This window comes from Streptomyces sp. NPDC049915, assembly GCF_040656475.1.
Classification (GTDB): Bacteria; Actinomycetota; Actinomycetes; order Streptomycetales; family Streptomycetaceae; genus Streptomyces.
In genome coordinates this window covers 303,101-329,083 of the sequence record NZ_JBFAMH010000003.1, presented here as the reverse complement: position 1 = coordinate 329,083, position 25,983 = coordinate 303,101, and the positions used below count along the sequence as shown (strand labels likewise).

Annotated in this window: 24 protein-coding genes and 1 pseudogene; 12 read left to right on the top strand and 13 right to left on the bottom strand. The window is 72.0% G+C overall.

The genetic code is table 11. The features are described from left to right. Positions 1–52: 52 nt before the first annotated feature. The 7 genes from AB0J12_RS06335 (at position 53) to hypA (ending at position 4,976) form a co-directional block, all read left to right on the top strand. Positions 53–1,141, top strand: a complete 1,089-nt coding sequence (locus AB0J12_RS06335) for a hydrogenase expression protein HypE (protein WP_363263040.1) — start codon at positions 53–55, stop codon at positions 1,139–1,141. An 82-nt stretch (positions 1,142–1,223) separates the two neighbouring features. After that, complete coding sequence (locus AB0J12_RS06330) at positions 1,224–3,017, top strand: nickel-dependent hydrogenase large subunit (RefSeq protein ID WP_363263039.1); 1,794 nt, start codon at positions 1,224–1,226, stop codon at positions 3,015–3,017. After that, positions 3,010–3,570 (top strand): NifU family protein, encoded by a 561-nt coding sequence (locus tag AB0J12_RS06325; protein ID WP_363263038.1) that lies wholly within the window; start codon positions 3,010–3,012, stop codon positions 3,568–3,570. Before AB0J12_RS06330 ends, AB0J12_RS06325 begins: the two co-directional genes overlap by 8 nt. Continuing rightward, complete coding sequence (locus tag AB0J12_RS06320; protein WP_363263037.1) at positions 3,567–4,163, top strand: DUF5947 family protein; 597 nt, start codon at positions 3,567–3,569, stop codon at positions 4,161–4,163. Before AB0J12_RS06325 ends, AB0J12_RS06320 begins: the two co-directional genes overlap by 4 nt. 20 nt (positions 4,164–4,183) lie before the next feature. Beyond that, a complete protein-coding gene (locus AB0J12_RS06315; RefSeq protein WP_103781080.1) occupies positions 4,184–4,390 on the top strand; it encodes a hypothetical protein in 207 nt (68 codons plus the stop codon). A gap of 18 nt (positions 4,391–4,408) precedes the next feature. Continuing rightward, positions 4,409–4,627 (top strand): hypothetical protein, encoded by a 219-nt coding sequence (locus AB0J12_RS06310; protein WP_363263036.1) that lies wholly within the window; start codon positions 4,409–4,411, stop codon positions 4,625–4,627. Positions 4,628–4,634: 7 nt separating this feature from the next. After that, positions 4,635–4,976 (top strand): hydrogenase maturation nickel metallochaperone HypA, encoded by a 342-nt coding sequence (gene hypA / locus AB0J12_RS06305; protein WP_363263035.1) that lies wholly within the window; start codon positions 4,635–4,637, stop codon positions 4,974–4,976. Between the two features lie 59 nt (positions 4,977–5,035). On the opposite strand, the gene hypE is transcribed toward hypA, so the two are convergent. From hypE to AB0J12_RS06250, 11 genes are all read right to left on the bottom strand, one after another. Next, entirely contained in the window at positions 5,036–6,127 is a 1,092-nt protein-coding gene (gene hypE / locus AB0J12_RS06300) for a hydrogenase expression/formation protein HypE (protein WP_363263034.1), read from the bottom strand. After that, positions 6,120–7,265 carry a hydrogenase formation protein HypD gene (hypD, locus tag AB0J12_RS06295; RefSeq protein ID WP_363263033.1) on the bottom strand — a complete coding sequence of 382 codons (1,146 nt, stop codon included), beginning with the start codon at positions 7,263–7,265 and terminating at the stop codon, positions 6,120–6,122. The genes hypE and hypD overlap by 8 nt, the downstream gene beginning before the upstream one ends. Continuing rightward, positions 7,262–7,552, bottom strand: coding sequence for a HypC/HybG/HupF family hydrogenase formation chaperone (locus AB0J12_RS06290; protein WP_161291923.1), 291 nt, complete (start codon positions 7,550–7,552; stop codon positions 7,262–7,264). Before AB0J12_RS06290 ends, hypD begins: the two co-directional genes overlap by 4 nt. Before the next feature lie 3 nt (positions 7,553–7,555). After that, a complete protein-coding gene (hypF, locus tag AB0J12_RS06285) occupies positions 7,556–9,910 on the bottom strand; it encodes a carbamoyltransferase HypF (protein ID WP_363263032.1) in 2,355 nt (784 codons plus the stop codon). Next, a complete protein-coding gene (gene hypB, locus AB0J12_RS06280) occupies positions 9,907–10,632 on the bottom strand; it encodes a hydrogenase nickel incorporation protein HypB (RefSeq protein ID WP_363263031.1) in 726 nt (241 codons plus the stop codon). Before hypB ends, hypF begins: the two co-directional genes overlap by 4 nt. A gap of 59 nt (positions 10,633–10,691) precedes the next feature. Beyond that, positions 10,692–11,270 (bottom strand): hydrogenase maturation protease, encoded by a 579-nt coding sequence (locus AB0J12_RS06275; RefSeq protein WP_363263030.1) that lies wholly within the window; start codon positions 11,268–11,270, stop codon positions 10,692–10,694. Next, complete coding sequence (locus AB0J12_RS06270) at positions 11,267–12,976, bottom strand: hydrogenase maturation protein (RefSeq protein WP_363263028.1); 1,710 nt, start codon at positions 12,974–12,976, stop codon at positions 11,267–11,269. The genes AB0J12_RS06275 and AB0J12_RS06270 overlap by 4 nt, the downstream gene beginning before the upstream one ends. 66 nt (positions 12,977–13,042) lie before the next feature. Continuing rightward, on the bottom strand, positions 13,043–13,411 hold the full coding sequence (locus AB0J12_RS06265) for a hypothetical protein (RefSeq protein WP_363263027.1): 369 nt from the start codon (positions 13,409–13,411) through the stop codon (positions 13,043–13,045). Positions 13,412–13,607: 196 nt separating this feature from the next. Beyond that, positions 13,608–14,084 carry a hypothetical protein gene (locus AB0J12_RS06260; protein WP_363263026.1) on the bottom strand — a complete coding sequence of 159 codons (477 nt, stop codon included), beginning with the start codon at positions 14,082–14,084 and terminating at the stop codon, positions 13,608–13,610. A gap of 92 nt (positions 14,085–14,176) precedes the next feature. Beyond that, entirely contained in the window at positions 14,177–15,181 is a 1,005-nt protein-coding gene (locus AB0J12_RS06255) for an NADP-dependent oxidoreductase (RefSeq protein ID WP_363263025.1), read from the bottom strand. A 165-nt stretch (positions 15,182–15,346) separates the two neighbouring features. Further along, positions 15,347–16,033, bottom strand: coding sequence for an SDR family oxidoreductase (locus tag AB0J12_RS06250; protein ID WP_363263024.1), 687 nt, complete (start codon positions 16,031–16,033; stop codon positions 15,347–15,349). A gap of 121 nt (positions 16,034–16,154) precedes the next feature. Between AB0J12_RS06250 and AB0J12_RS06245 the strand changes: the two genes are divergently transcribed. Continuing rightward, positions 16,155–16,715 carry a TetR/AcrR family transcriptional regulator gene (locus tag AB0J12_RS06245; protein WP_363263022.1) on the top strand — a complete coding sequence of 187 codons (561 nt, stop codon included), beginning with the start codon at positions 16,155–16,157 and terminating at the stop codon, positions 16,713–16,715. Positions 16,716–16,787: 72 nt separating this feature from the next. Here AB0J12_RS06245 and AB0J12_RS06240 read toward each other — a convergent pair. Next, a pseudogene (locus tag AB0J12_RS06240) lies at positions 16,788–16,950 on the bottom strand (transcriptional regulator); the annotation flags it as partial. 351 nt (positions 16,951–17,301) lie between these two features. Continuing rightward, the gene (locus tag AB0J12_RS06235; protein WP_363263021.1) at positions 17,302–18,522 is read right to left on the bottom strand and encodes a helix-turn-helix transcriptional regulator; all 1,221 of its coding nucleotides are present in this window, start codon (positions 18,520–18,522) and stop codon (positions 17,302–17,304) included. Between the two features lie 100 nt (positions 18,523–18,622). Here AB0J12_RS06235 and AB0J12_RS06230 point away from each other — a divergent pair, with 100 nt between their 5' ends. The 4 genes from AB0J12_RS06230 to AB0J12_RS06215 are packed head-to-tail and all read left to right on the top strand — an operon-like array spanning position 18,623 to position 25,768. Next, a complete protein-coding gene (locus AB0J12_RS06230; protein ID WP_363263020.1) occupies positions 18,623–19,225 on the top strand; it encodes a toll/interleukin-1 receptor domain-containing protein in 603 nt (200 codons plus the stop codon). A 10-nt stretch (positions 19,226–19,235) separates the two neighbouring features. Continuing rightward, positions 19,236–21,458 (top strand): PQQ-binding-like beta-propeller repeat protein, encoded by a 2,223-nt coding sequence (locus tag AB0J12_RS06225; RefSeq protein ID WP_363263019.1) that lies wholly within the window; start codon positions 19,236–19,238, stop codon positions 21,456–21,458. Between the two features lie 9 nt (positions 21,459–21,467). Next, on the top strand, positions 21,468–21,899 hold the full coding sequence (locus AB0J12_RS06220) for a hypothetical protein (RefSeq protein WP_363263018.1): 432 nt from the start codon (positions 21,468–21,470) through the stop codon (positions 21,897–21,899). Further along, the gene (locus tag AB0J12_RS06215; protein WP_363263017.1) at positions 21,896–25,768 is read left to right on the top strand and encodes a hypothetical protein; all 3,873 of its coding nucleotides are present in this window, start codon (positions 21,896–21,898) and stop codon (positions 25,766–25,768) included. Before AB0J12_RS06220 ends, AB0J12_RS06215 begins: the two co-directional genes overlap by 4 nt. Positions 25,769–25,983: the final 215 nt, after the last annotated feature.

Here is a 25,983-nt window from a genome sequence, read left to right as displayed (position 1 = left end):
GGCCGCGGCCTGAACGGTTTTTTCGAGACCCGCCTGCAACGGAGGCCCAGAGATGACCACACAGAGCGGTACCACCGAAGTCGGCGGCGAGCCCGCCAGGGCCGAGGCCCGAGAGGGGTTCGACGAGATCACCATCCTCTGGATCTCGGAGGGCATGAGCTGCGACGGCGACACGGTGTCGCTGACCGCCGCGGGCCAGCCGTCCATCGAGGACGTGGTGCTCGGGCTCATCCCGGGGCTGCCGAAGGTGAACCTCGTCAACAAGGTGCTCTCGCCGAGCCTGGGCGGTGAGGACTTCCTCGCCCCCTACCGGGCGGCGGCGCGCGGTGAGCTGGAGCCGTTCATCCTCGTCATCGAGGGCTCGATCCCGAACCAGAACATCATCGAGGGCGACGGCTACTGGACGTCGTTCGGCAACAACCCGGAGACGGGCGAGCCGCAGACACTCAACGAGTGGATCGACCAGCTGGCGCCCAGAGCATGGGCGGTGGTCGCGGCCGGTACCTGCGCGACGTTCGGCGGTATCCACGCCATGGCGGGCAACCCGACGGGATGCATGGGCCTCGCGGACTACCTGGGATGGGAGTTCAAGGCTCGCTCGGGACTGCCGGTGGTCAACGTGCCCGGCTGTCCGATCCAGCCGGAGAACTTCATGGAGACCCTGGTCTGGGTGCTCCAGCACGCGGCCGGTGCCGCTCCCCCGCCGCCGCTGGACCACATGCTGCGTCCGCAGTGGCTGTTCGGCAAGACCGTGCACGAGGGCTGCGACCGGGGCGCCTACTACGAGCAGGCTGACTTCGCGAGGGACTACAACTCCCCCAAGTGCCAGGTGAAGGTCGGCTGCTGGGGTCCGGTCGTCAACTGCAACGTGCCCAAGCGCGGCTGGATGGCCGGCATCGGCGGCTGCCCGAACGTCGGCGGCATCTGCATCGGCTGCACGATGCCGGGCTTCCCCGACGCCTTCATGCCGTTCATGGACGAGCCCCCGGGCGGCACGCTGTCGACGATGGTGATCAGGCCGTACGGGGCGGTCATCCGCCGGCTGCGCGGCCTGACCAACGACATGGTGAACCACGAACCCAAGTGGCGCCACAACAAGGGCAAGCTGACCAGCGGTTACGACCCGCACTGGCGCGCGTGACACCCGCGGCGCCCGGGCCCGTCCCGCAGCCCGCCACCCACCAGACGAACCCGAACCCGAACAGCGAGGGGCAGTACCGCAGATGACCACCACCGAGTCCCGGTCCGCAGGACGCAAACCCGCCCAGCTCGTGGACATGTCCTGGGATCCGATCACCCGGATCATCGGCAACCTGGGAATCTACACGAAGATCGACTTCGCCAACCAGGAAGTCGTGGAGTGCCACAGCACCTCGTCGCTCTTCCGCGGCTACTCGGTGTTCATGAAGGGCAAGGACCCGCGAGACGCCGGCTTCATCACCTCGCGGATCTGCGGCATCTGCGGCGACAACCACACCACCTGCTCCAACTACGCCCAGCAGATGGCCTACGGCGTCAAGCCGCCGAAGCTGGCCGAGCACATCACCAACCTGGGCGAGGCGGCGGAGTACATCTTCGACCACACCATCTTCCAGGACAACCTGGTCTTCGTGGACTTCTGCGAAGCGATGGTCAAGGCCACCAACCCCGGTGTCCTGGCGCGCGCCGAGCGCACCGACGCGCCCCGCGGCGACATCCACGGCTATCGGACCATCGCCGACGTCATGAAGGCCTTCAACCCCTTCGAGGGCGAGGTCTACAAGGAGGCGCTGAAGGTCAGCCGGATCACCCGGGAGATGTTCTGCCTGATGGAGGGGCGGCACGTGCACCCCTCCACGCTGTACCCGGGCGGGGTCGGCACGATGCCGCAGCCGAGCGTCTTCACCGACTACCTCAGCCGTCTGATGCGGGTCATCGACTTCATCAAGAAGGCGGTGGCGATGAACGACGACGTCTTCGACTTCTTCTACGAGGCCCTGCCGGGCTACGAGGAAGTCGGCAGACGCCGCATCCTGCTGGGCTGCTGGGGCGCCTTCCAGAACCCGGACGTCGTCGACTACCGGTACGCGACGATGAACGAGTGGGGCAAGGCGATGTACGTCACCCCGGGCATCATCGTGGACGGCAAGCTGGTCACCAACAACCTCATCGACATCAACCTCGGCCTGCGCATCATGCTGGGCAGCTCCTTCTACGAGGACTGGGTCAACGAGGACCCCTTCGTCACCCACGACCCGCTCGGCAACCCGATCGACATGCGCCACCCGTGGAACCAGACCACCGTGCCCGTGCCGCAGAAGCGGGACTTCGAGGGCAACTACAGCTGGGTGATGAGCCCCCGCTGGTACCACCCGGAGACCGGTGACCACCTCGCCCTGGACACCGGTGGCGGCCCCCTCGCCCGGCTCTGGTCGACCGCCCTGAGCGGCCTGGTCGACACGCCGTACGTCAAGGCGACCGGCGGCGGTATCCGCATCACCCTGCCCAAGGGGGAGAAGCTGCCGGAGACCACTCTGGAGTGGCGCATCCCGAAGTGGAGCAACACCCTGGAGCGGGACCGCGCCCGGCCGTACTTCATCGCCTACGCCGCCGCCATGGCCCTGCAGTTCCTGGAGGAGGCCATGGGCATGCTCAGGAGCGGCGACACGAAGGTGTACGAGAACTTCGAGGTGCCGGACGAGTCGATCGGCTGCGGCTTCCACGAGGCGGTACGCGGCGTCCTCTCGCACCACCTGGTGATCCGGGACAAGAAGATCGCCAACTACCACCCGTACCCGCCCACCCCGTGGAACGCCAGCCCCCGCGACATCTACGGCACCCCGGGCCCGTACGAGGACGCCGTCCAGGGCCAGCCGATCTTCGAGGAGAACGGGCCCGACGACTTCAAGGGCGTCGACATCATGCGCACGGTCCGCAGCTTCGACCCCTGTCTGCCGTGCGGCGTCCACATGTACATGGGCAAGGGCAAGACCCTGACCACCGTGCACTCGCCGACGTACGGAGCCGACCATGGCTGACACCACCGTACGGCTGGCGGACCCGGCGGTGGAGGCGCGGCTCGCCCGCCTCGACGAGGTGCTCGCCGGACTGGAGTCCGCTCCCGGACCGGCCATGGAGGCGGTGCGGCTGCTGACCGAGGTCTACGGCGAGGCGCTCGCCCGGGTGCTGGACCACGCGGCGCAGGAGCTGCGGGAGATCCTGGCGGAGGACGAGCTGCTCGGTCACCTGCTGGTGCTGCACGACATCCACCCCGAGCCGCCGGAGCGCCGGGCCGAACGCGCGGTCCAGAAGCTGCGGCCGGCGGTGCGTGAACGCGGCGGCGACCTGGTGTGGGCCGGCGTCGAGGGGCAGGTGGCCCGGGTCCGGCTGGACAGCGGCGGCGGCTGCGGTTCGGGATGCGGAGGCGGAGGCGGATCGGCGGGCGTCGTCGACGCCGTGCGGGCCGCCGTCCTCGCCGTGGCCCCGGAACTGGAATCGGTCGAGGCGGTCACCGAGGAGCGCAGGGCGGCTCCGGCGTTCGTACCGCTGAACACGATCAGGCGCCGGGCCCTGCCCGAGGAGGCGCGGTGAGCGTGGACGGGGCGCTCGCCCGGGTGATCCGCTCCACCGCCGGCCATGCGGAGCCGGCTGCGACCGAGCGCTGCGAGCTGTGCGCCGCCCACGTGAGCGAGGAGCACCCCCACCTGTACGACACCGGTGCCGCCGAGGTGCGGTGCGTGTGCCGGCCCTGCTCGGTGCTGTTCGCCGACGACGGGGCGGGCGAGGGCCGCTACCGGCTCGTGCCCCGGCGCCGGCTGCGCCTGCCCCCGGTCGACACCGGGGTGCTGGGTGTACCGGTGGGGCTGGTGTTCTTCGTGCCGCGTGCCGACGGCACGGTCACCGCGCAGGGACCGAGTCCGGCCGGGGCCATGCGCTGGGAGGTGGACGCGGCGGCCTGGCGGCGGCTGGCCGCCGCGGTACCACAGCTGGCCGCCATGGCACCGGATGTGGAGGCGCTGCTGGTGAACACCGTACGCGGACTCGACGAACACTGGATCGTGCCGGTCGACGACTGCTTCCGGATGACCGCCCTGGTCCGCCGCGAGTGGCAGGGCCTCTCCGGTGGCGGCCGGGTCTGGCCGGCCGTAGAACAGTTCTTCAGGGAGCTGACCGAGCGGTCGTGAGGACCGAAAGGAGATCGGACATGGGAAGCATCCGGGTGGGCCGGCCCCAGGCCAGGCCCGATACCCCCTCCCACGTGCGCGGACTGCACCAGGGCAACAGGGGTCCGTACAAGCACCAGACCGGACATCACCAGGACGGCACCTCCGACGCGCGCCGCTCCACCGGTATCCACTGGAAACGGCATGACGCCCTGGTGAAGGACATGCCGAACATCTCACCGGGATGAGAGAGCGGAAGTGATGCCATGAAGGCGATGAAGGCCATGAACGCGATGAACACAGCCGGGCGAAGAAGAAGGACCGCGCGGCGGGGTCTGTCGGGACGGCAGCTGCTCGCGGCGCAGGGCGCGCTGGCGGGCAGCGTGGTCGCGGTCCTGATTGTCAAGGAACTCCCGGGAATTGTCCGTGAGTTGCGGATCTACCGGATGACCGGGGGGCTGCGCGCCCGCCACCGGTACCCCTGAGGCCGGCGTGCACGAGTTGTCGATCGCGACCGCTATCGTGGAGCAGGCCGGGGAGATCGCGCGCGCGGACGGCGCCGACGGTGTCGCGTCGGTGACCGTCCGCGTCGGAGAGCTCGCGGGTGTGGTGCCGGACGCGCTGCACTTCGCCTTCGAGGTGGCCCGCGACGGTACGGCCCTCGCGGCGGCCCGGCTCGTGGTGGAGCAGGTGCCCGCGCACGCCTGGTGCGGGGAGTGTGCCGAGGAGTTCGCGGTCGGCATGCCCCCGTTCTTCTGGTGCCCGCGATGCGACCGGCCGTCCCGGGAGCTGCGCAGGGGACGCGAGCTGGAGATCACCGGCGTCGAGACCTGAGCCGTACGACGCCATCGGCCCCGCCTCCACGGCGGGGCCGATGTCCGTCCGGGGCCGGGTCAGCAGATGCGCGGCAGCTGCTCGCCCAGCGGGAGGTCGAGCACCCGGGTGCCGCCGAGTCCGGTGGCGACGACCACCATGCCCGGGTGGTCGGCCACGCACTCGCCGATCAGGGCGGCTCCGGCGCCCTGCGGGTGGGCGTGCATCGCCGCCAGCACGGCGTCGGCGTGCCCGGCGGGTACGAAGGCGACGAGCCGGCCCTCGTTGGCGACGTACAACGGGTCCAGGCCGAGGAAGCCACAGGCGTTCGCGACCTCGTCGGGGACCGGGAGGGCCCGCTCACGCAGCCGGACACCGGTACCGGAGGCGCGGGCGATCTCGTTGAGGGACGCGCCGAGACCGCCGCGGGTGGGGTCGCGCAGGACGTGGATGTCCTTGGTGACCGCCAGCATGGTGGCCACGAGGTCCGCCAGGGGTGCGGTGTCGGAGGCGATCTCCACCCCGAACTCCAGGCCCTCGCGCACGCTCATGACCGCCACTCCGTGCAGTCCGATGGGCCCGCTGACGATGACGGCGTCGCCCGGCCGGGCCCGCTGCGGGCGGATGTCGACGCCGTCGGGCACGAGACCGACGCCTGCGGTGGTGATGTAGACGCCGTCGCCGTGCCCGGACTCCACGACCTTGGTGTCGCCGGTGGCGACGGTGACGCCCGCCGCCTCGGCCGCCGCGCCGACGGCCCACGCGACGCGTTCCACGACGGCCAGTTCCACGCCCTCTTCGAGGATGAAGGCGGTGGAGAGGTACGCGGGCCGGGCGCCGCTCATCGCCAGGTCGTTGACGGTGCCGTTGACGGCCAGGTCGCCGACGCTGCCGCCGGGGAAGAACAGCGGCCGTACGACGTAGGAGTCGGTGGAGAAGGCCAGCCGGGTGCCGCCCAGGCCGAGGACGGCGGAGTCGGTGAGGGCGGCGAGGGTGGGGTTGCCGTAGGCGGGTGCGAAGACCTGCTCGATCAGTTCGGCGGACAGGGCGCCGCCGCCGCCGTGGCCCATGACGACGACCGGCTGGTCGCGCAGGGGGGCGGGGCAGGTCCAGTTCGCGGGGTCGACGACTGGTCCGGTCGCCTCCACCGCTTCAGTGGCGAGATCAGCCAACGGAGTTCATCTCCTCGCGGGGTACACGGGATCCCTGCCGGGCCGGGCCGTCGGTCATGCGCCGGTAGAGGTAGTAGGCGGCGCAGGCGCCCTCGTTGGACACCATGGTGGCGCCGAGCGGGGTGCGCGGGGTGCAGGCCGTGCCGAACGCCTCGCACTCGGTCGGCTTGATCAGCCCCTGCAGGACCTCGCCGGCCCGGCACACGGCGGGCTCCTCGGTGCGGATGTCGGTGACGTCGAAGCGGTGTTCGGCGTCGTAGGCGCGGAAGGCGTCGGTCAGCCGCCAGCCGCTGGCCGGGATGGGTCCGATGCCGCGCCAGTTGCGGTCGGCGACCTCGAACACCTCCTCCAGCATGCGCAGGGCCGCCGGGTTGCCCCGGTCGCGTACGGCCCTGGGGTAGGCGTTCTCGACCCGGTGCTCGCCGCGTTCGAGCTGGTGGACGGCGCGGCGGATGCCCTCCAGGATGTCGAGCGGCTCGAAACCCGTCACCACGATCGGCACGCGATGCTTCGCTGCCAGGTCCGGGTACTCGGCGGTGCCCATCACGCTGCACACGTGACCGGCGGCGAGGAAGCCCTGCACCCGGCAGCGGGGGGCCGTCATGATGGCCTCGATCGCCGGGGGGACGCGGACGTGGGACACCAGCAGGCTGAAGTTGTCCAGGCCGAGGCGGCGGGCCTGGTGCACGGCCATGGCGTTGGCGGGCGCGGTCGTCTCGAAGCCGATCGCGAAGAACACGACCTGGCGGCCGGGGTTCCTGCGGGCGAGGTCGAGCGCGTCAAGCGGTGAGTACACCACTCGGACGTCGCCGCCCTCACCCTTGACCCGGAACAGGTCGCGGTCGGTGCCCGGCACGCGCAGCATGTCACCGAAGGAGCAGAAGATCACGTCGGGGCGGGCGGCGATCTCCAGGGCCTTGTCGATGACCTCCAGCGGCGTCACGCACACCGGGCAGCCGGGGCCGTGGATCAACTCCACCTGTTCCGGCAGGAGCTGGTCGATGCCGTGGCGGATGATGGAGTGCGTCTGGCCGCCGCAGACCTCCATCAGCGCCCAGGGCCGGGTGGCGGTGGCCCGGATCTCGTCCAGCAGCCGGCGGGCCAGCGCTGGGTCGTTGAACTCGTCGATGTACTTCATCGGACGTCACTTCCGTTCTCCTGCCGGGCGGCCTGTTCCCAGGCGTCGCCGAACTCCTCCTCGAGCAGCCCCAATTGCTCGAACAGCTCCAGGGACGCCCTGGCCGACTCCTCGTCGAGGCGCTGCAGCGCGAATCCGACGTGGACGATGACGTACTCCCCCACCTGGACGTCGGGCAGGTACTCCAGGCACGCCTGTTTCTGCACTCCGCCGAAGTCGATCAGCCCGGTGAGGGGGTCGGCGCGCTGGTCGATGGACACGACCTTTCCGGGCACTGCCAGACACATGGGTCACTCCGTCTCGTGGTGGTGGGCTGTTCCGGCGACCATCAGCTGGCCGAGTGCCAGTCCCCCGTCGTTCGGGGGGACCTCGCCGTGCCGCAGGACCGTGAAGCCGTCCCGGGTGAGCCGGACGGCGCACTCCTGCTCCAGCAGGGCGTTGGCGAAGACGCCTCCGGTGAGGGCGACGGTGGCCAGGCCGGTCGCGGTGCGGGCGCGGTGGCAGATCTCCGTGACGGCCCGCGCGACTCCGCGGTGGAAGCGGGACGCGAGTACCGGGACGGGGGTGCCGCGGGCCTGGTCGTGCAGGAGGGCCGTCAGCATCGGCGCTGGGTCGCAGCCGAGGCTGTCCCGGCCGCCGAGGCCGAAGGGGTACGCCACGGTGTCCGAGCCGCCGGCCTCCAGCGCGGCCGCCTCCAGTTCCACTGCGGCCTGCGCCTCGTAGCCCGCCCGGTGGCACACGCCCACGAGTGAGGACACCGCGTCGAAGAGCCGGCCCATGCTGGAGGTGGGCACACAGGCCACCTGGCGTTCCAGCTGCCGGCGCAGGACCGCGCGTTCGGTGTCCGAGCAGGCGGTGACGCTCGGCAGCCGCGGCGTCCAGGGCAGCCCCGCCGCCCACAGCCGGGCCAGGGCCAGCCGGCACGGGTTGGCCACGCCGGCGTCCCCGCCCGGCAGCGGGGCAGAGACCAGGTGGGCGAAGCGCCGGTACCGGCTGTAGTCGGCGAGCAGAACCTCACCGCCCCACACCGTGCCGTCGTCGCCGTGACCGGTGCCGTCGAAAGCGACGCCGATCACGGGTGTGGTGCCGTCGAGGCCGTGCTCGGCCATCGCTGAGGCGATGTGGGCGTGGTGGTGCTGGACGAGCACCGGTGCGGGCAGCCCCAGTCCGGCGGCCCGGGCGCGGGCGCGCCGTACCGAGTGGTAGCCGGGGTGCCGGTCGGCCGCCACCCGGCTCGGGGTGACGCCGGTGAGGCCAGCCAGGTGCCGTTCGGCCCGCTCGGCGGCCTCCAGGGTGGCCAGCTCGCCCATGTCGCCGATGTGCGGGCCGAGCCAGGCGTGCTCGCCCTCGCCCAGGCAGGGCACGTTCTTGAGATCTCCGCCGACGGCGAGCGTGGGGCGCACCGGGCGCGGCAGGCGCAGTGGGCGGGGGACGTATCCGCGGGAGCGGCGCAGCACCTGTTCGGTGCCGTCGGAGCGGACCCGGAGCAGGGAGTCGTCGCAGAAGGCGGCGATGGGCCGGTCGTGGCCGAGCCAGGCGTCGGCGATTCCGGCCAGCCGGGTCAGTGCCTCGGCGTCGTCGGTGACGATGGGCTCCCCGGAGCGGTTGCCGCTGGTCATGACCAGCGTCCGGGGGCCGGGGGGATCACCGGGAAGTCCGAACAGCAGGGTGTGTACCGGCGTGTAGGGCAGCAGCAGGCCGATGTGCGGGCTGCCCGGACAGACCTGATCGGCGAGGCGGAGGCCGTCCGGGGGTGTGCGGCGGCGCAGCAGGACGATGGGGCGGCGGGCGGCGGTGAGGGCGGCGCGTTCCGCGTCGGAGAGGAGGGCGATCCGCTCGGCTGTGGCCAGGTCGGCGCACATCACCGCGAATGCCTTGCCGCCCCGCTCCTTGCGGTCGCGCAGGGCGCTGACCGCCCGGGGGTCGGTGGCGTCGCAGGCCAGGTGGTAGCCGCCGACGCCCTTGACGGCGACGATCCGCCCGGCGGCGAGCAGCATCCGTGCCGTCGCGAGCGCCTCCGCGTCCCGGGCCGGGCGGATCCCGATGCCCTCGGCCGGGATGAGTGCGAGGCGCGGGCCGCAGTCGGGGCAGGCGACGGGCTGGGCGTGGAAGCGCCGGTCGGCCGGGTCGCCGTACTCGTGGGCGCAGGCGGGGCACATCGGGAAGCCGGCCATGGTGGTGGCCGCCCGGTCGTAGGGCATGCCGGTGGCGATGGTGAAGCGGGGACCGCAGTGGGTGCAGGTGGCGAAGGGGTGACGGTGGCGGCGGTCGCCGGGGTCGGCCAGTTCGCGCAGGCAGTCGGCGCAGGTCGCGGTGTCGGGCGGGAGCTGGGTGCGTCCGGGGGCCCGCTCGGTGGAGCGGATGGTGAACGGGCCGGTCTCGCCGGTGGCGGGCAGGTGGACGCCGTCGACCGCGGTGACGGTGGCCAGGGGCGGCGGCTGAGCGGCCAGCAGCGCGCAGAAGCGGTCCACCTCGTCCGCCGGGCCCTCGATCTCGATGAGCACGCCGTCGCCGGTGTTGCCGACGAATCCGCTCAGGCCGATCGCGGCGGCGAGGCGGTGCACGTGGGGGCGGAAGCCGACGCCTTGGACGGTGCCGCGCACGGTGAGCCGACGGCGTACCAGTCCGGTTGCGGGGGCGGTCATGCTACGGGTGCGGCCGGGGCGTGGTGGTGGCCGTGCGGGTGCGGGGCGAGGGGCGGCCGGTGCGCCGGGGCGCCGTCGCGGGCGGCGAGGGAACGCTCCAGCAGGGTGCCGACGCCGGCGCCGGTGCGGGCGCAGGAACGTACGATCTCCACGCCCGGGTTGACCCGGCGCACGTTCTCGTGGAAGAGGCTCTCGTCGAAGCCGGCCGGTCCGGCGAGGTCGGTCTTGGTGATGACGACCAGATGGGCGGAGCCGAACGCGGTGGGGTACTTCAGCGGCTTGTCCTCGCCCTCGGTGACGGCCATCAGCACGATCCGCAGGGTCTCCCCGAGGTCGTAGGAGGCCGGACAGACCAGGTTGCCGACGTTCTCCACGAAGAGGACGGAGGTCTCCGGCGGCAGCCAGCCGTCGAGCCTGGCGCGGACCTGGCGGGCCTCCAGGTGGCACAGGCCGTCGGTGAGCAGTTGCTGGACGGGGGCGCCGGAGCGGGCCAGCCGGGTGGCGTCGTTCTCGGTGGCCAGGTCGGCGGTGAGGGCGGCCACCGGGACGCCCTGCTCCACCGCGCGGGCCAGCACCCGGCCGAGCAGTTCGGTCTTGCCACTGCCGGGACTGGACAGCAGGTTGACCACGGTCACGCCCTGCCGGGCGAGCTCGCCGCGCAGGGTCGCGGCCAAGTCGTCGTTCTTTGCCAGGACGGCCTGTCTGACGTCGGACCCGCACATGGGCGCTGCTCCTCGGATAGGTGACGGAGCCCGGGCCGCCTTCCCTGCGGCCCGGGGTCTCATCGATCTTCGGTGCCGCCGGGCGCGGTGCCGGGCAGCGCTGCCGTGCGCGGGGTCCCGGATTCCATCGGGCGGCCCAACGGGGGCAGCGGTGCGGCGGGGTCGTCGAGCAGGGCGGGCAGGAGCGCGTGCAGAGCGTCCACGGCCCGGCCGACTGCTTCGCGCACCGTCGCACTGAGTCCCGGCAGGAGGTCGTCGTCGCTCGGCAGGACGGCGGGTTCGCAGGCCAGGACGAGGACCCGGGGTAGTGGCTCGTCGCCCAGGTGGGTGGCCAGGGCCAGCACCTTCGCCGGGTCCATGCCGTGGGCCTCGGGAGGGACGGTGCCGTCGGGGGGCTCGGCCTCGATCAGGGAGAGGGTGCCGGGGCGGTGGCCGCGCGGGGCCGCGTCGACCAGGACGGCGGTCGCGTAGCCGGACAGCAGGTCGTAGGCGAGGTCCATGCCGCGGATGCCGTAGTCGCGGACCCGTACCCCGGGCGGCAGGGGGCCGTCTTCGAGGGCGCGGATCACCTCGGGGCCGAAGGCGTCGTCGGCGAGGAAGATGTTCCCGACGCCGGCCACCAGCAGCCGCGGCGTCACCGGAGGTCTCCGCCGGCCGGGGCGAGGGGCCGGTGCGAGCCGCCCGGCGTCTTGCGGACGAAGGCGGAGCGCAGGGCGTGGTAGGGGGCCTCGGGGTCGAAGAAGAGGGCGTGCATGCGGGCCAGTTCGTCCTCCCGGTAGCGGGCGAGGGGCCGCTGCCGTTCGTCGGCCGTGCGGGCCGCAGCCTTCTCGGCGAGGAGGCGGTCCAGGCCGGCGGTGGCGGCGAGGTCGGTGGCCAGCCGACCGACCTCGGCCGCGAAGTCCTGGGGTGTGGCGGGCACCAGCCGGTCCACGAGCCCGATCCGCCGGGCGGTCGCCGAGCTGACCGGCAGCGCCTCGGCCGTCAGCCGGCCGGCCCGCTCCGTGCCGACGCGGCGCGGCAGGGTGTAGGTCCAGAACTCAGAGCCGTACAGGCCCATCCGGCGGTAGTGCGGATTGAGGACGACGCCGGTGCGGCACCACACCTGGTCGGCGGCGAGGGCGAGCATGGCGCCGCCGGCCGCGGCGTTGCCGGCGAGCGCGGCCACCACCAGCCGGTCGGTGGTGCGCAGCACGGCCTCGACCAGGTCGTCCATTGCGTTGAGGTTGGTCCAGGACTCCTGGGCCGGGTCGGGGGCCGCCTCGATGACGTTGAGGTGGATGCCGTTGGAGAAGAAGTCCCGCGGCCCGCCGAGGACGAGGACGCGGGTGGGCCGGCTGAGCGCCTCCTTGTAGGCGGCGAGCAGTCGGCGGCACTGCCCGGTGCTCATCGCGCCGCCCGGGAAGGAGAAGGCGAGGAAGCCGACGTCACCCTGCTGCCGGTAGCGGATGTCGGTCCAGGTGCGCCGCTCGGGCGGCAGTTCCAGCGGGGCGGGGTCCTCGGGAAGCCCGGGACCGGCTTGCCAGGAGGCGAGTACGCAGGCGGCCGGCCGGCGGAAGGGTGCAGGGTCGCCGGAGTTCTTGCGGGGGCGCAGTTCCGGGATCCAGACGGCGCCGTCGCGGGTGGCGCGGCAGACGGCGCCCGCGCGCTGGGCCAGCAGGGCGCCGGGGCGGCCGCGCAACCGGTCTTCGGGGTGGCCGCCGTGCAGGAACACCTCGTGACCGAGGAGTTCGTCCAGGACGCCGGGCTGGGAGTCGGCGCCGCGCAGCGTGCGCAGGACCGTCTCGGTGTCGTCCCTTTCCCAGTCGATCCGCCGCCGTTCCTGCCGCATGACGTCGCGCCGGACGACGGTGACCGACTCGTCGGTCTGCGCCAGCGGCTTGTGGGCGCCTTCGGCGTAGCGCCGTACGGCCGTCAGGACGGCGGTGACGGCGGCATCGGACGCCTCGTTGCGGTACAGGTCGCTCTTGCCGACGGGCGGAACGGGGAACGGCTCGGCCGCCCAGATCGCGCCCGCGTCCATGACTGCCTCGGCCTGGAGCACGGTCACACCCCACCGCTCCGCCCGGCCGGAGACAGCCCAGTCCAGCGAGGAGGGGCCGCGGTCGCCCGGCGGGCCGGGGTGGACGATCAGACAGGTGTGTTCCCGCCACACGTCCTCGGGCAGCGCGGTCTTGAGCATCGGCGCGACGATCAGGTCCGGGCGCAGCTCGCGCACGGCTGCCCGGACCGGGTCGGGGCCGTGCGCGGCCAGGACGACGTCCACTTGGTGCCCGTGGTCCGACAGTTCGGCGTACAGGCGCTGGGAGAGACTGTTGAACGCGCTCGCGACGAGCAAGATGTCCATGACACGGCATGCTCGTTCCTCTTCGGGGTGCAGTGAAGAACCGCGTCGGCGTTTCGCCGGCCTCGGTCAGGTCTCTTCCTCCATCCGGATCGCATGGCGCAGGTCCTCGAACGCCTGGCCCCGCTCCTCCCGGTGCGCCTCCAGCAGGGCCGCGGCGATCGCGTCGAGCTTGCGCTGGACGGCGTGCTCGGCGCGCACCTCGGCGTTCTTCAGCAGGGCCAGCAGCAGGAGTGTGACCGCCGTCATGGCCTCGCCCGCCAGCAGCAGCAGTTCGAGTGGCAGGTGGGCAGCGTGGGCGGCGACGAAGAAGCCGATGAGCAGCAGGCAGAAGAGGAAGAACGCCGGGGAGCTGGTGAAGTTCGAGGCGTACTCGGCGAACTGTTCGAACCGGCCGCGGCGGGAGCCGCCGCGGTGCACGGGGTTCTTGAAGGTCATGACCGAGCCTTTCCCCACGGCGGGCCCCAGCGCACGGCCTGAGGGTGCGGGCTCGGCGCGCGGCCTGGAGGGTCGGGGGCTGCGGCGCGCGGCCGGAGGGGGGAGGACCGGCCCCGGGCCCCGGCGCCGGGGGCCCAGGCCGCGAGGGGCCGGCCGGGGGTGAGGCGGTCGCGGAGCCGGCGGCTGTGCAGCTCGGTCACGAGGGCCGGCAGGTCGGGGTGGCGGAGCAGGGCCGCTGCGCGGCGGCGGTCGCCGTCGCCGGGGGCGGGCAGCGGGCGGAACTCGGCCGGCGTCTCCGTGCCGTGGTCCGTGTCGGCGAGCGCCCGGGCAAGGAGAGCGACGAGATCGAGGTCCACGCCGCGTGCACCAGTCCCGCCCGCATCGCGGGCCCCACCGCCTCGATGGTGTCGGGCGTGGAGCCGCCCGAGGCACCGACTCCGCGGTTGTCGACGGTGATCACCCGGCGCCGGGCGGCGAGTCCGTCGATGGCACGGGGGTCCCAGTTGTCCAGGACCGCGGCGAGGTGGTGGAGCAAGATCAGCGGTGCACCGTCTCTGTCCGGGCCCAGCTGTCGGTAGACGAAGTCGACGCTGTGCACCGACACCGAACCAGTCGGCACGTCTTTGTACGAGGAGGCGGGGGCGGGCGTGGGGGAACTGCGCGGCGCGCTCATGATCGATCCCGGCGGAGATGGGCCGACGGGAGACAGGATCCTCTCGTTGCCCGGGACTTACCGGTTGTGGTTTCGGGTCAGGGGTCTGGCCCTCACTCCATCGCGACCACGACCTTGCCGGCCTTGGCGCGGCCCTTCTCGGCGTAGTCCATCGCCTCGCGTGTCTGGTCGAAGGGGAAGACGCGGTCGACGACGGGGCGGATCTCTCCGGCGTCGATGAGCCGGGTGAGTTCGCGCAACTGGTCGCCGTCGGCCTTCATGAACAGAAAGGAGTAGGTGACGCCCTGGCGCTTGGCGTGGCGCCGGGTCTTCCAGCTCAGCGCGTTCATCGCCTGCCGCAGGACGGGGTTCGCACCGAGTTCGCGGGCGAAGTTCGCGTCGGGGGGTCCGGCGATGCTGATGACCTTCCCGCCGGGCTTGAGGACCCGCAGGGACTTCTCCAGGGTTTCGCCGCCGAGGGTGTCCAGGACGACGTCGTAGCCGTCCAGGACTTCCTCGAAGTCCTGTGTCCGGTAGTCGACGACGACATCCGCGCCGAGCTCCCTGACCGGGCCGGCGTTGGCCGCGCTCGCGGTGGTCGCCACATGTGCGCCCAGCTGCCTGGCCAGCTGGAGCGCTACGGTCCCGACGCCGCCGGAGCCCGCGTGGATCAGGACCTTCTGGCCGGGCTGGACCTGTGCCCTCTCGACCAGCGCCTGCCACGACGTCAGGGCGACCAGGGGCAGGGAGGCGGCCTCCACCATGGTGAGTCCGGCCGGCTTGGGCGCCAGGTCGTTCTGGTGGACGGCGATGAGTTCGGCGAAGGTGCCGATGCGGGCCTTGTCGGGCCGGGCGTAGACCTCGTCGCCCACGGCGAACCGGGTGACGTCCGGTCCCACTTCGGCCACCACCCCGGCGAGGTCGTTGCCCAGGACGAGAGGGAGACGGTACGGCAGAATCGCCCTGAAGCCGCCGTCGCGGATCTTGAAGTCCAGCGGGTTGACGCTCGCCGCGCGGACCCGGACCAGCACGTCGTCGGCGCCCATCTGCGGGTCCTGGGTCTCGGTGATGCGGCCACCGTCCTTGTCGCCGTACCGCTCGATCATGAAAGCCTTCATCGTCGTCTCCATTTCCCGTCCGCAAGGGGGACGTGACTGATGCGCGTCGGCCTTCTGCGAGTACGACACACTTTGTAGGGTTTGGCCCGGTGTTTACTGGGCCCCTCGCCGATGCGATGGACGGTCGCCGCCGGGCATCAAGGCCGCCGGCGGGGCGATGTGCGCTCATGCCGCGTTCGGCGGTGCGGCCAGGCTCTGCTTCACATACCGGGTGATCTCGTCGGCGAGGATCTCGGGCAGACCCGCCTCGATGCCGGCCAGGGCCTGGGCGGCGACCTTGGCGGGGTCGGCCCTCTGGTCGGCGGGGACGCTCGCGGCCATGTCGGTGTCCATGTATCCGACGTGCAGGGCCGAGACGGCGATTCCGCGGGGCGCCAGTTCTTCCCGGGCCGCGCTGGTCAGCGCCCACGCCGCGGCCTTGGCCGCCGCATACGCTCCGAGGCCGGCCGGGTGCAGCCAGGACAGGACCGACAAGACGTTGAGTACACATCCGCCGCCGTTGGCCTCGATCACGGGAGCGAAGGCCCGCGTCACGGCGAGCGGACCGAAGAAGTTCACCTCCATCTCCAGCCGCACCGCGTCCGAGCTGCCCGTGATCAGCGGGGTGCCGGTGGAGATGCCGGCGTTGTTCACCAGCAGCGTCGCGTCGGACGCGATCCGGGCCGCGGCCCAGATCGACTCCTCGTCCGTCACGTCGAGCCGCAGCGGGGTGACCCCCGGCAGGTCCACCGTCTCGGGGCGCCGGGCCGCCGCGTACACGCTCGCCCCGCGCTCCACGAGCTGGGCGGCCAGATGCCGACCAAGCCCCCGGTTGGCTCCGGTGACCACCACGACCGCGTCCTTCAGTTCCATGCCCACTCCCAGCGTCACGGCCGACGTCGAGTGACCCAGCCGGATCCAAATTAGATTACAGACACAATCTAAACACTGGCCTAAGATAGATGCCAGTCGACATCCAATCGGGAGGTGGCCGATGGGCCGCGTATCGCAGGCGCAGGCAGAGGAGAACCGCCGACGGGTCGTGGAAACCGCGTCTCGCCTGCTCCGGGAGCGGGGGACCCACGTCAGCGTGGCCGACCTCATGAAGGCGGCCGGTCTGACCCACGGCGGCTTCTACAAGCAGTTCGCCTCCAAGGAGGCGCTCATCGACGAAGCCACCGCCCATGCATTCGGCGAACTCACCCGGCACCACAAGGACGGACTCGAGCAGCATGGCGGACAGCGCGCCGCCGCCCAGCAGGCACTGATCGACACCTACCTCTCCCCCGAGCACCGCGACAGCCCGGCGGACGGGTGTCCCGTTGCCGCGCTCGCCACTGACATGGCGCGCGGGGGCGGAGATCATGAGGCCCGCCGGATTTACACCGAGGGCGTGGGTGACTTTGCCGAGTGGCTCACCGCGGAGGACCAGGACGGGATCACCCGGTTGTGCATCATGTTCGGCGCACTCGTTCTGGCCCGGGCCACCAGCGGTTCCCCGCTCTCCGATGAGATCCTCACCACCGCGCGTGCGGCATTGGCGGCAGCCGGCTGATCAGCGCCACGCAGCCGGGCAGCCCGTCTGGGCATTCCTGCCCTGCCGCCGACGGCACAGCAGGCTCTCCCTGAGGCGGGCCAGCAGGTAGCGGGCTACGGTAGGCCTGCTCGATGAGCTGCAGTTTCTTCCTCGAGGGTGCGCGGGTGCCCGCGAGCCAGGCACGCATGGCGCGGTCGGTGACGGTCAGGCCGGCCTCGCGGGCCCGCCGACGGGCGTTGTCAGTACGGGTGAGCACAGAGCTCCGCCGCACCCGGCAGCGTTCCTCGAAGGCAGCCACGACCTGCCGCGTATCGACGTTGTGCGCGGTGCGCGTGACGGAGGACCTCTGCCGCCATGTGGAGGTTGCTGTTCTCAGCCTGGTGGCCGGCGTGCGCCTCCACCGTCGCGTAGAGGTACCAGCGCATCACCCGGTCCCCGAAGAGACGGCGCCAGCCTGAGCCTCTACCAGGTCACCCGCTAACCGCAGTTACTCCTCGCGGTCTGGACCGGCGCCTGCCCCATCTGCCACCGCGACATGCCAGAGCCGATATCAACGTGACCAGGCCCTACGGGACCTGTCCGTACTGCCAACCGGTCGCGACTGTCAGCCGATCGCGAGGTCGGCCGACGCGTCGATGAGGGCGACCTGGCCCGGGCCGGCTCTCCGGGTCCGGGCCTCTTCCACGAAACGGCCCAGCTCCGCGCGGACGGTGGCCGAGTCGATGCGCTGGATCACGGGCAGCGTGGCCTCGACGATCTGACAGGCGTCGTCGAGGCAGCCGACACCGGCCAGGGCCGTCGCCTGCCGAACCGCGAAGCGGGCCTGGGAGTTGCTGTCCCCCGGGACCGCCGACGGCCGGCGCCGGCGCTCGGCGGCGAAAAGGTCGGCGGCCAGCTCGAAGTGACGGAGGCTGAGCATGCAGGATGCCTCGATGAGCCGAGGGTTGCCGTTCTCGATGCGCGGCCCCCAGTGAGGGGTCCGGTCGCCGACGACCTCGGCGGCGTGGCTGCTGAACCGCTCGAGTGCCTCTCGGCAGGCCCCCGCATCGCCACGGCGCGCATGCCCCTGAGCCGCGCGTCGCGCGGCGTGCGCGCGGATCACCGGGTTGGCCGCCGGGTGCCCGGCCGCCTGGTCGGCGAATCCGATCGCCGCATGGGTGTCACCGCGGTGCTGGGCGATGAACGCCTTGCGGACCAGGGCATACGCGGCCACCGTCTCGTCCCCGCCGTGTGCGCCCCAGCGGACGGCGAGATTCGTCCAGCGCAACGCCTCCGCGGGATTTCCCGCCTCTTGTGCCATCCACCCCGTGTATTCGGCGAACTTCGAGGCCAGCAGCCAGATCTCGGCACGTTGCTCGCCAACGGCGTGCGGACCGGCGTCCGTCAGGATCCGCGTGATCGACTTCATCGAAGCGGTGACGAACCTCGGTCCGGTGGATCTGCCGATGTCCTTCAGCTCCCACAGGACCCGCTCGTATCCGGCGACCACGGGGCCGGCCTCCACGACGCCCTCGGCCCGGGCGCCGCGGCGGCCGGCCCCGGCCAGCTCGACGAGTTCCCCGCCGGTTCCGAGGGCCGCGTCGCATGCCGCCGCCACAGCGGGCGTCGGGTTGCGCAACCCGCTCTCCAGATTGCAGATCTGTCCTTCGGACACGTTCGCACGCCGGGCGAACTCGCGCACACTCCACCCCCGACGTGCCCGGAGTGTGGCCAGGACGACGCCGAAGTCGCCCGGCGGCAGACGCGTGCCGGTCGATCTCCCTGCCGCGACCGTCCCTGCCGCGCTGTCCACCGGGTCCATACCGGCCAGCGTACGGAGCCTCACGGCCGCTATTCAATCCCCGGCGAATAGCCATCGAGCGAATGCTCCGCCCCTAGAGTGAGCACGAATCCTGACGTCAAGGCTTCCCGGAGAGGGGGCAATTGTGCCGCGCATCTTCCTCAGCTTTCGCAAACCGGACTCCCGGTGGATGCGAGACCGCGTCTACCGCGCGCTGTCCGACCGCTTAGGTGCCAACGAGATCTTCAAGTCGGGCCAGTCGATACCGCCCGGGGCCGATTTCGCCGAGATCCTGCGGCGGCAGGCCGCCGAGTGCGAGCTCATGTGCGTACTGATCGGGCCAGGGTGGCTCGACGCGCGGGGCGAGGACGGTGTGCGGCTCCTGGACCGGGCCCACGACTGGGTCCGCCTGGAGATCGCGACGGCTCTGCGGGCGGGAAACCGCGTCGTTCCGGTCCTTCTGGGTGACGCGACGATGCTGCCCGACGCCTCGGCGCTGCCGGCCGAGATCGCGGAGCTGGCGCGCCTGCAGTTCCTCCGCGTTCCGGAGACCCATCTGCCGGACGGGCTGGAGCACTTGAGCGACGCGGTGTCCGCTCTCCTGTCCGATACCGACCCCGCTGTCGAACCCGGGCACGGCACGGCGCCGGCCGCCGATCCGGAGCCGTCCATGACCATGACGGCCCATGTGTCCGGCGGTGGCAGCGCCTACCAGGCGGCCCGTGATCAGACGATCAGGTTGGCGTGAGGGGCGGACGATGGATCATCCCGGAGCAGACGGTGCGCATCGGGTCGGGCCGTATGCGCCGCTCGCACGGCAGAGCGCGGTCGGCGGGGGCGAAGTCTTCGCGGCCCGCACGGACGAGGGGCTACTCGTCACGGTCACGGTCGTGCGGCCCGAACTCGCCGCGGCCCCGGGGTTCCGGGACCGGTTCCGAGCCGCCGTCGACGCGGCACGGACGCTGTCCGGTGCCTTCCTCGTACCGGTGATGGATGCCGACGCCGACGCGCCGGTTCCTTGGCTGGCGACCCAGTTCACCGCCGGACTGCCTCTCCGGCAGGCGGTCGACCGGCACGGCCCGCTGTCCGAACCGGCCCTGCGGGTGCTCGCCGACGGCCTCGCCCGGGCGCTGGCCGCACTCCACGCGGCCGGGACCGTCCACGGCGAGGTGAGCCCGGACTCGGTGCTGCTGACCATGGACGGACCCCGCATCACCGCCCTGGGGATCACGGGAGCCACCGCCAGTCCGGCACCCTCACCGACAGACGACATGTTCGACCTCGGGTCGACCGTGCTGTTCGCAGCCTCCGGAGGCGAGCCGGACAGGGGCGCGCTCCCCGCGTCGCTGCGCGAGGTGATCGGCGGCTGCCTGTACCCGGAACCGTCGGACCGTCCCACCGCGGAGCAACTCGTCGACTACCTGAGGCGTCAGGACCTGCCGGCTCTGGCAGGCAGTTGGCTGCCGCCGGCGGTGACCGCCGACATGGCCGCCGCGACCGCGGCGGTGGGATCGGCGTCCGCCGGCGGCGGCCGGGGCCCGTTTCCTCCGCCGACGGCGATCGCTGCCGGCACGGGTGTCAGCCGCCGGAAGCTGATCATCGGTCTGGCCGGAGGCGCGGCCGTACTCGGCGGATCCGCGGCGGCACTCGCCTTCTCCGGCGACTCCTCGCCGGCACCCGACGGCTGGGCCGGCGGGCCCGAAGCCACTGCGCGGCCGGCCTCTCCGTCAGGCGTGCGCTCCACGCCGGCCTCCTCTGCGTCGCCGTCCTCGACGGACGGACCGGAATCGATCGTTCTGGCCGGACCCGACGCGGCCAAGGCATGGTCGGGCGCCGGAAAGCACGCCCCCACCTGCCTGGAAGCGTCCGACAAGGTGGTCATGGTGGTCACGGACACTGCCACGTCCTTCCTGGACGCCGCGACCGGAAAATCCGTGTTCCCCCAGCTGAACACGACCAACCAATTCGGCACGACCAGCCTCAAGTACCCGACGGCGTACGCGGACGGAGTGTTCTACCTGCTCTGTGACACACCGAGTCAGTCAGGCCTGCTGGTGGCGTTCGACGCCGCCAGCGGGAAGATGAAGTGGGCGACCAAGATGGCCGACGTCGATCCCGGCGGCGGCACGCATGCGGCGATGTACCTGAGCAACTATGTGGCAGTCGCGGGGAACACGGTGTACGTATGCGGGCAGTTGCTTCAGACGTCCGGGTCGTTCTCGGCCGAGTCTCCGAGCAACGGCTACATCCGGGCGTTCAACGCCGCGACCGGCAAGGGACTGTGGCGGGTCAAGGGCACGGACATCAACAACGTGCTCGTGCCGCCCTCCGGTTCTCACCTGCTGGCCACGTCGGCCGTTCCGGGCAGGAAACCCGGCCGCGTCCAGATGATCGACGCCGGCAAGAGAGGTGCCCGCGGCTGGAACGTGTCCGTCCCGCACGCCTCGTACTACTTCACCACCGGCTGGCCGCTGACGTGCTACGCCGCCGGCCTGTTCCTGTTCGCCGGCGGCAACGGCGACACACTGTTCGCCGTCGACGCCGCCACGGGCACAGAGAAGTGGCACCAGCGCTTCGATGCGAAGAGCGGGGACCAGGTCCAGATCGGTGCCCCGTTCGCCGCCCTGGACGGAGCGACCGTCTACGTACCGGTCGGGGCCGACCTGGTCGCCCTGGCCTCCGCCGACGGCACTCCCCAGTGGGTCGCGACGCTCGACGGGGCCAACGACATGGGCGGTTCCAATATGTTCAACGCCTCCCTCAGAGTTTCGGGCAAGAGCGCGCAGTGTTCGGCGGACACCGTCTTCGTCACCGACGCTGCCAAGACATTGTGGGCCATCGACGCGGCCACCGGCAGGGCCCGGTGGAGATACAGCGATCCCGGGCAGCCGGACGTGGGGTTCCTGTGGACGGTGGGCGGCGACCACGTGTTCATCGCCTCCCACCTGACAATGACCGCGATCGCGGCCCACGGGGGGTGAGGAGAAGACATGGAGACGAGTGTGGAACTCGCCGGCCTGGCATCGGCGGCCGCGGCGCGCCTGATCGATCTGCTGGCGACGGACGGCTGGGCTGCGGTCAAGTCCTCCGTCATGTCGCTGTGGCGGTCCGCGCACCCGGAGCGCGTCGAGGAGGAACTGGCCGATCTGCGCGGCGAGTTGCTTCAGGCGCAGCAGACGGGCGACGGCCAGGAGCTCCAGGGGCTGCTGGTCGCCGAGTGGCAGGCCCGCATCATCCGGCTGATGGCCACGCGGCCGGGCGCCGTCGACGAGCTGCGCGCGCTGGTCGGCGAGGAACTGCGCGCTGCCGGAACCCCGGAACAGCAGATCTCGGGTTCGATGACGCTGGAGGCACACGTCTCCGGCGGCGACGCGTTCCTGGCCGGCCGGGACATGACCGTGACCAGGGGCGGACAAGCGTGACGGAACGCAGCACCGGTGCCCTGCCCCCGGACGGGCCGCCACTGTGGCAGCCGAAGCGGCTGGAGGCGAGCGCGACCGGCGGGGGCAGCGTCTTCCAGGCCGGCCGGGACATGCACGTCCGCGTCGGCGATGAGGGGCGCAGAACCGTGCCCGGCCCGGGCGCCGACCAAATGCTCTGTCCGTACCCGGGCTTGGCGCCTTTCAGCGCGCAGCACAAGCAGTGGTTCTACGGCCGTGAGCGGATGGTTCACCTCGTGTGCGAGCGGATGGACGCCCGGATGCGTGAGGGCGGCCCGCTGGTGCTGATCGGCCCGTCGGGGGCCGGGAAGTCGTCCCTGCTCGCGGCCGGTGTACTGCCGGCCCTGGACGACGGACGGCTTCCGGTGGCGGGCTCGAGCACTTGGCCGCGGCTGCTGCTGACCCCGACGGCATCCCCGGCCCTGGCACTGGCGGCCGCCGCCGGGCTCGACACCGAGACCGCCCGGCGTACGGCGCCGGGCTGGCGGGCCGATCCCGCACGGTGCCTCGCCGAGCTGCGTGAGATCACCGGAGCCGGCGATCCGCCGCCCACCGGGGAGTCCGCCTCCGCGGGCCTGGTCGTCGTGGTCGACCAGTTCGAGGAGATCTTCACGGCCTGCGGCGACGAGACCGAACGGCAGTGGTTCATCGACGTGCTCGACCGTCTGGCCCGGTCCACGGGCGGTGCGGTCGTGGTGCTGGGAGTGCGCGCGGACTTCTACGCCGCGTGCACGGCCCATCCGCAGCTCCGGGCGGCGCTCCAGGCCGGACCTGTCCTGCTGGAGCCGATGACGGAGGACGAACTCAAGGACGCCATCCGCCGCCCGGCCGGCAACGTGGGCCTCGACGTCGACGACGGCCTGGTCGAGGTGCTGCTGGCGGACCTGGGCGCGGTCGGGGGGCCGGTCGGCGCGAGCACCACGGGCCGGCTGCCGCTGCTCGCACACGCGCTGCGGGCCACCTGGCAGCAGCGCCACGGCCACACGCTCACCGTGGACGGATACCGCGTCACCGGTGGCATCCAGGGCGCCATCGCCACCACGGCGAACAGGCTCTACGACACCCTGCCGCCGCCCTGTCACGAGGCCGCACGGTGGGTGTTCCTGCGGCTCGTCATCGTGGGACGCGACGCCGACGACAGCCGCCGGCGCGTCCGTTACGACGAGCTGCTGCGTCACGCGCCGGAGCGGGAAGCCGCCGTCAGAGTCCTGGACGACTTCACCCGTGGCCGGCTGCTGACCCGGGACCAGGACACGGTGGTGATGACACATGAGGTGCTCATCCGCGCCTGGCCCCGGCTGCGGGACTGGATCGAGCACGACCGCAACGGGAACCTGGTACGACAGGATCTGGAAGAGGCGGCCGCGCTCTGGGAACAGGCCGGCCGGGACGCAGCCGCGCTGTACCGCGGCAACCGCCTGGAGACCGCACTCGCCTGGGCCGAAACGCACGGGCCGGAACTCAGCGGCGCCGCCAGGGCATTTCTGGCAGCCGCCCGCCACCACCAGCGGCGCGGGCAACGACTGCGGCGCGCCGCGGTCGCCACCATCACCACCCTGGCCGTGGTCGCCTCAACGGCCGCGGTGTTCGCCTTCCGGCAGGAGTCCCAGGCCCTGCGAGCCCGCGACCAGGCCATCAACGCCGCCGTCACCTCCGCGTCCGTGCAACTGGCGCCGACCGATCCCTCGCTGTCCGCTCAACTCGCGCTGACCGCCTACCGCATGGACCCGACCCAGGAGGCGGCGTCCCGGCTCATCACGACCGAGAACACGCCGCTGGACACCCGGCTTCCCGGCCCGCGCGGCGCGGTGTACACCGTGGCCTACAGCCCCGACGGGCACATGCTGGCGGCGGGGAACGTCTACCAGAACCTGGTCCGGCTGTGGGACGTCTCCGATCCCGGCCGTCCGGTGGCGCTGGGCCGACCCGTGCCCGTGGACCGTTCCGTCAATTCGATCCTGTCGCTCGCGTTCAGCCCGGACGGCAGGGTGCTGGCCGTCGGCGGCCACACCAGCCACAACGGCGACGCCGGTTCCGGCGGATTCGTCGACCTGTGGAGCCTGACCAGCCCCAGCCACCCGGTCCTGCTCGGCCGGCCGAAGAGTCCCGCCATTCAGGGCTTGGACGCCGCGACCGCCATCGAATCGCTGGCGTTCAGCCCCGACGGCCGTACCCTGGCCGCCGCATGGCACGCCGGACTCGTCAGCCTGTGGAACGTCACCCGCCCCGACGACGTCAACCCCGCGGGAGCGCCCCTGAACCTCGACTGCACCGACGTCTTCTCCCATCGCATCGCGTTCAGCCCCACCGGCCACACCCTGGCCGCCGCATGCGACGACGACGCCGGCACCGTCAGCCTGTGGAACACCACCGACCCGGCCCACCCCACCCGCGGCCGTTCCCTGAAGGCCGGGCAGCACGTCATCTCCCTGGCGTTCAGCCCCGACAGCCGCACCCTGGCCGCCGGATGCGAAGACAGCACGGTCCACCTGTGGAAGGGCGCGGACCGCGGCCACCCCGCCCCCCTGGGCAAGCCGCTGACGGGTCCCGCCCAGGCCGTCATGTCGGTGGCGTTCAGCCCGGACGGTCACACCCTGGCGGCCGGCAGCGCCGACCACACCATCCATCTGTGGAACGTCACCCACCCCGGGGCCATCGGCTCTCTGGGGCGGCCGCTGACCGGCCCCGGTGACGCCGTGACCGACGTGGTGTTCAGCCCGGACAGCCGCACCCTCGCCGCGGGGAACGCCGACGGCAACGTCGATCTGTGGAATCTGCCGCCGACCCGGATCATCGGCGCCGGCGGCGATGTGGCATCCGTTGCGTTCAGCCCCGACGGGCGCACCCTGGCCGCCGGAAACCAGAACAACACCGTCTCGCTGTGGAACACCGCCGACCCCAACCACCCCGCTCCGCGCGGTGATCCGCTCACCGGCCCCGACGACCCGGTCAACGCCGTGACGTTCAGCCCGGACGGTCGCACCCTGGCCGCAGGCGACAGGGGCGGCACCATCACGTTGTGGAACACCGCCGACCCCAGCCATCCCGTTCGCCTCCGTGAGACCCTCACCGGTGCGGGCGGGCCCATCTCCTCCCTGGTGTTCAGCCCCGACGGCCACACCCTGGCCGCGTCCGGCGACGACCGCTGGCGTGGCAGCATCGCCCTGTGGGACGTCAGCGACCCCGCACACCCCGTCGCCCAGCCCGGCATCTCCAATTCCGACACGGGGTCCGTCCTGTCCCTGGCGTTCAGCCGCGACGGCACGATGCTGGCGGCCGGCGGCAACGGCAGCAACGGCAAGGTCGGGCTGTGGAGTACGACGGACCCCGGGGTCCGCATCGGCGAGCCGATCCACCAGCCCACCGCCACCGGCACCTGGGTGGCGTTCAGCCCGGACGGCCGCACGCTCGCCACCGGCAACAGCCGCGGCACCGTCACCCTGTGGAATGCCACCGACCCCAACCACCTCACGCGCAGGGGCAGTCCCCTGACCGTACCCGGAGGCAGCCTGTGGTCGGTGACCTTCAGCCCGGACGGGCACACCCTCGCAGCGGCCGGCCACACCGACAACGGCACCATCAACCTGTGGAACGTCACCGATCCCGACCACCCCACCCTCATCGGCCGGCCGCTGACCGTGGAGACCGGATCCGTCGCCGTGCTGGCGTTCAGCCCGGACGGTCACACCTTGGCCGCCACCACCGACGACGGCGTGGCCACGCTCTGGGACCTGAACGTCGAGTCCGCCATCAGCCGTATCTGCGCAGGGAGCGCCGGCGCCCTGAGCCGACACCAATGGAGCCGATACGTTCTCCAACTGCCGTACGACCCACCCTGTGGGACCACCTAGCAAGGCCTGCGCGGGTTGATATCGGCTCTGGCGTGTTGAGGCGGCAGGTGGGGCGGGCGCCGGTTCCAGACGGCGCCAGGCGCGGCCTTCGAAGCGGGCCAGGCCCAGGGTCCGTTCCGTCTCGCGGTGGTCGTGCTCGAAACGCCGGCGCAGCTTCGCGGTGCGCACCAAGGTGGCCGGCGCCGTCTGGCGGCTTCCGGCCGACCGCGATGACC

Excerpts from the sequence above, each read along its gene's own strand:
- AB0J12_RS06335 (WP_363263040.1), top strand. The coding sequence starts at position 53 with ATGACCACACAGAGCGGTACCACCGAAGTCGGCGGCGAGCCCGCCAGG.
- AB0J12_RS06330 (WP_363263039.1), top strand. The coding sequence starts at position 1,224 with ATGACCACCACCGAGTCCCGGTCCGCAGGACGCAAACCCGCCCAGCTC.
- AB0J12_RS06325 (WP_363263038.1), top strand. The coding sequence starts at position 3,010 with ATGGCTGACACCACCGTACGGCTGGCGGACCCGGCGGTGGAGGCGCGG.
- AB0J12_RS06315 (WP_103781080.1), top strand. The coding sequence starts at position 4,184 with ATGGGAAGCATCCGGGTGGGCCGGCCCCAGGCCAGGCCCGATACCCCC.
- AB0J12_RS06310 (WP_363263036.1), top strand. The coding sequence starts at position 4,409 with ATGAAGGCGATGAAGGCCATGAACGCGATGAACACAGCCGGGCGAAGA.
- hypD (WP_363263033.1), bottom strand. The coding sequence starts at position 7,265 with ATGAAGTACATCGACGAGTTCAACGACCCAGCGCTGGCCCGCCGGCTG.
- AB0J12_RS06290 (WP_161291923.1), bottom strand. The coding sequence starts at position 7,552 with ATGTGTCTGGCAGTGCCCGGAAAGGTCGTGTCCATCGACCAGCGCGCC.
- hypF (WP_363263032.1), bottom strand. The coding sequence starts at position 9,910 with ATGACCGCCCCCGCAACCGGACTGGTACGCCGTCGGCTCACCGTGCGC.
- hypB (WP_363263031.1), bottom strand. The coding sequence starts at position 10,632 with ATGTGCGGGTCCGACGTCAGACAGGCCGTCCTGGCAAAGAACGACGAC.
- AB0J12_RS06270 (WP_363263028.1), bottom strand. The coding sequence starts at position 12,976 with ATGGACATCTTGCTCGTCGCGAGCGCGTTCAACAGTCTCTCCCAGCGC.
- AB0J12_RS06265 (WP_363263027.1), bottom strand. The coding sequence starts at position 13,411 with ATGACCTTCAAGAACCCCGTGCACCGCGGCGGCTCCCGCCGCGGCCGG.
- AB0J12_RS06260 (WP_363263026.1), bottom strand. The coding sequence starts at position 14,084 with ATGAGCGCGCCGCGCAGTTCCCCCACGCCCGCCCCCGCCTCCTCGTAC.
- AB0J12_RS06255 (WP_363263025.1), bottom strand. The coding sequence starts at position 15,181 with ATGAAGGCTTTCATGATCGAGCGGTACGGCGACAAGGACGGTGGCCGC.
- AB0J12_RS06250 (WP_363263024.1), bottom strand. The coding sequence starts at position 16,033 with ATGGAACTGAAGGACGCGGTCGTGGTGGTCACCGGAGCCAACCGGGGG.
- AB0J12_RS06245 (WP_363263022.1), top strand. The coding sequence starts at position 16,155 with ATGGGCCGCGTATCGCAGGCGCAGGCAGAGGAGAACCGCCGACGGGTC.
- AB0J12_RS06225 (WP_363263019.1), top strand. The coding sequence starts at position 19,236 with ATGGATCATCCCGGAGCAGACGGTGCGCATCGGGTCGGGCCGTATGCG.
- AB0J12_RS06220 (WP_363263018.1), top strand. The coding sequence starts at position 21,468 with ATGGAGACGAGTGTGGAACTCGCCGGCCTGGCATCGGCGGCCGCGGCG.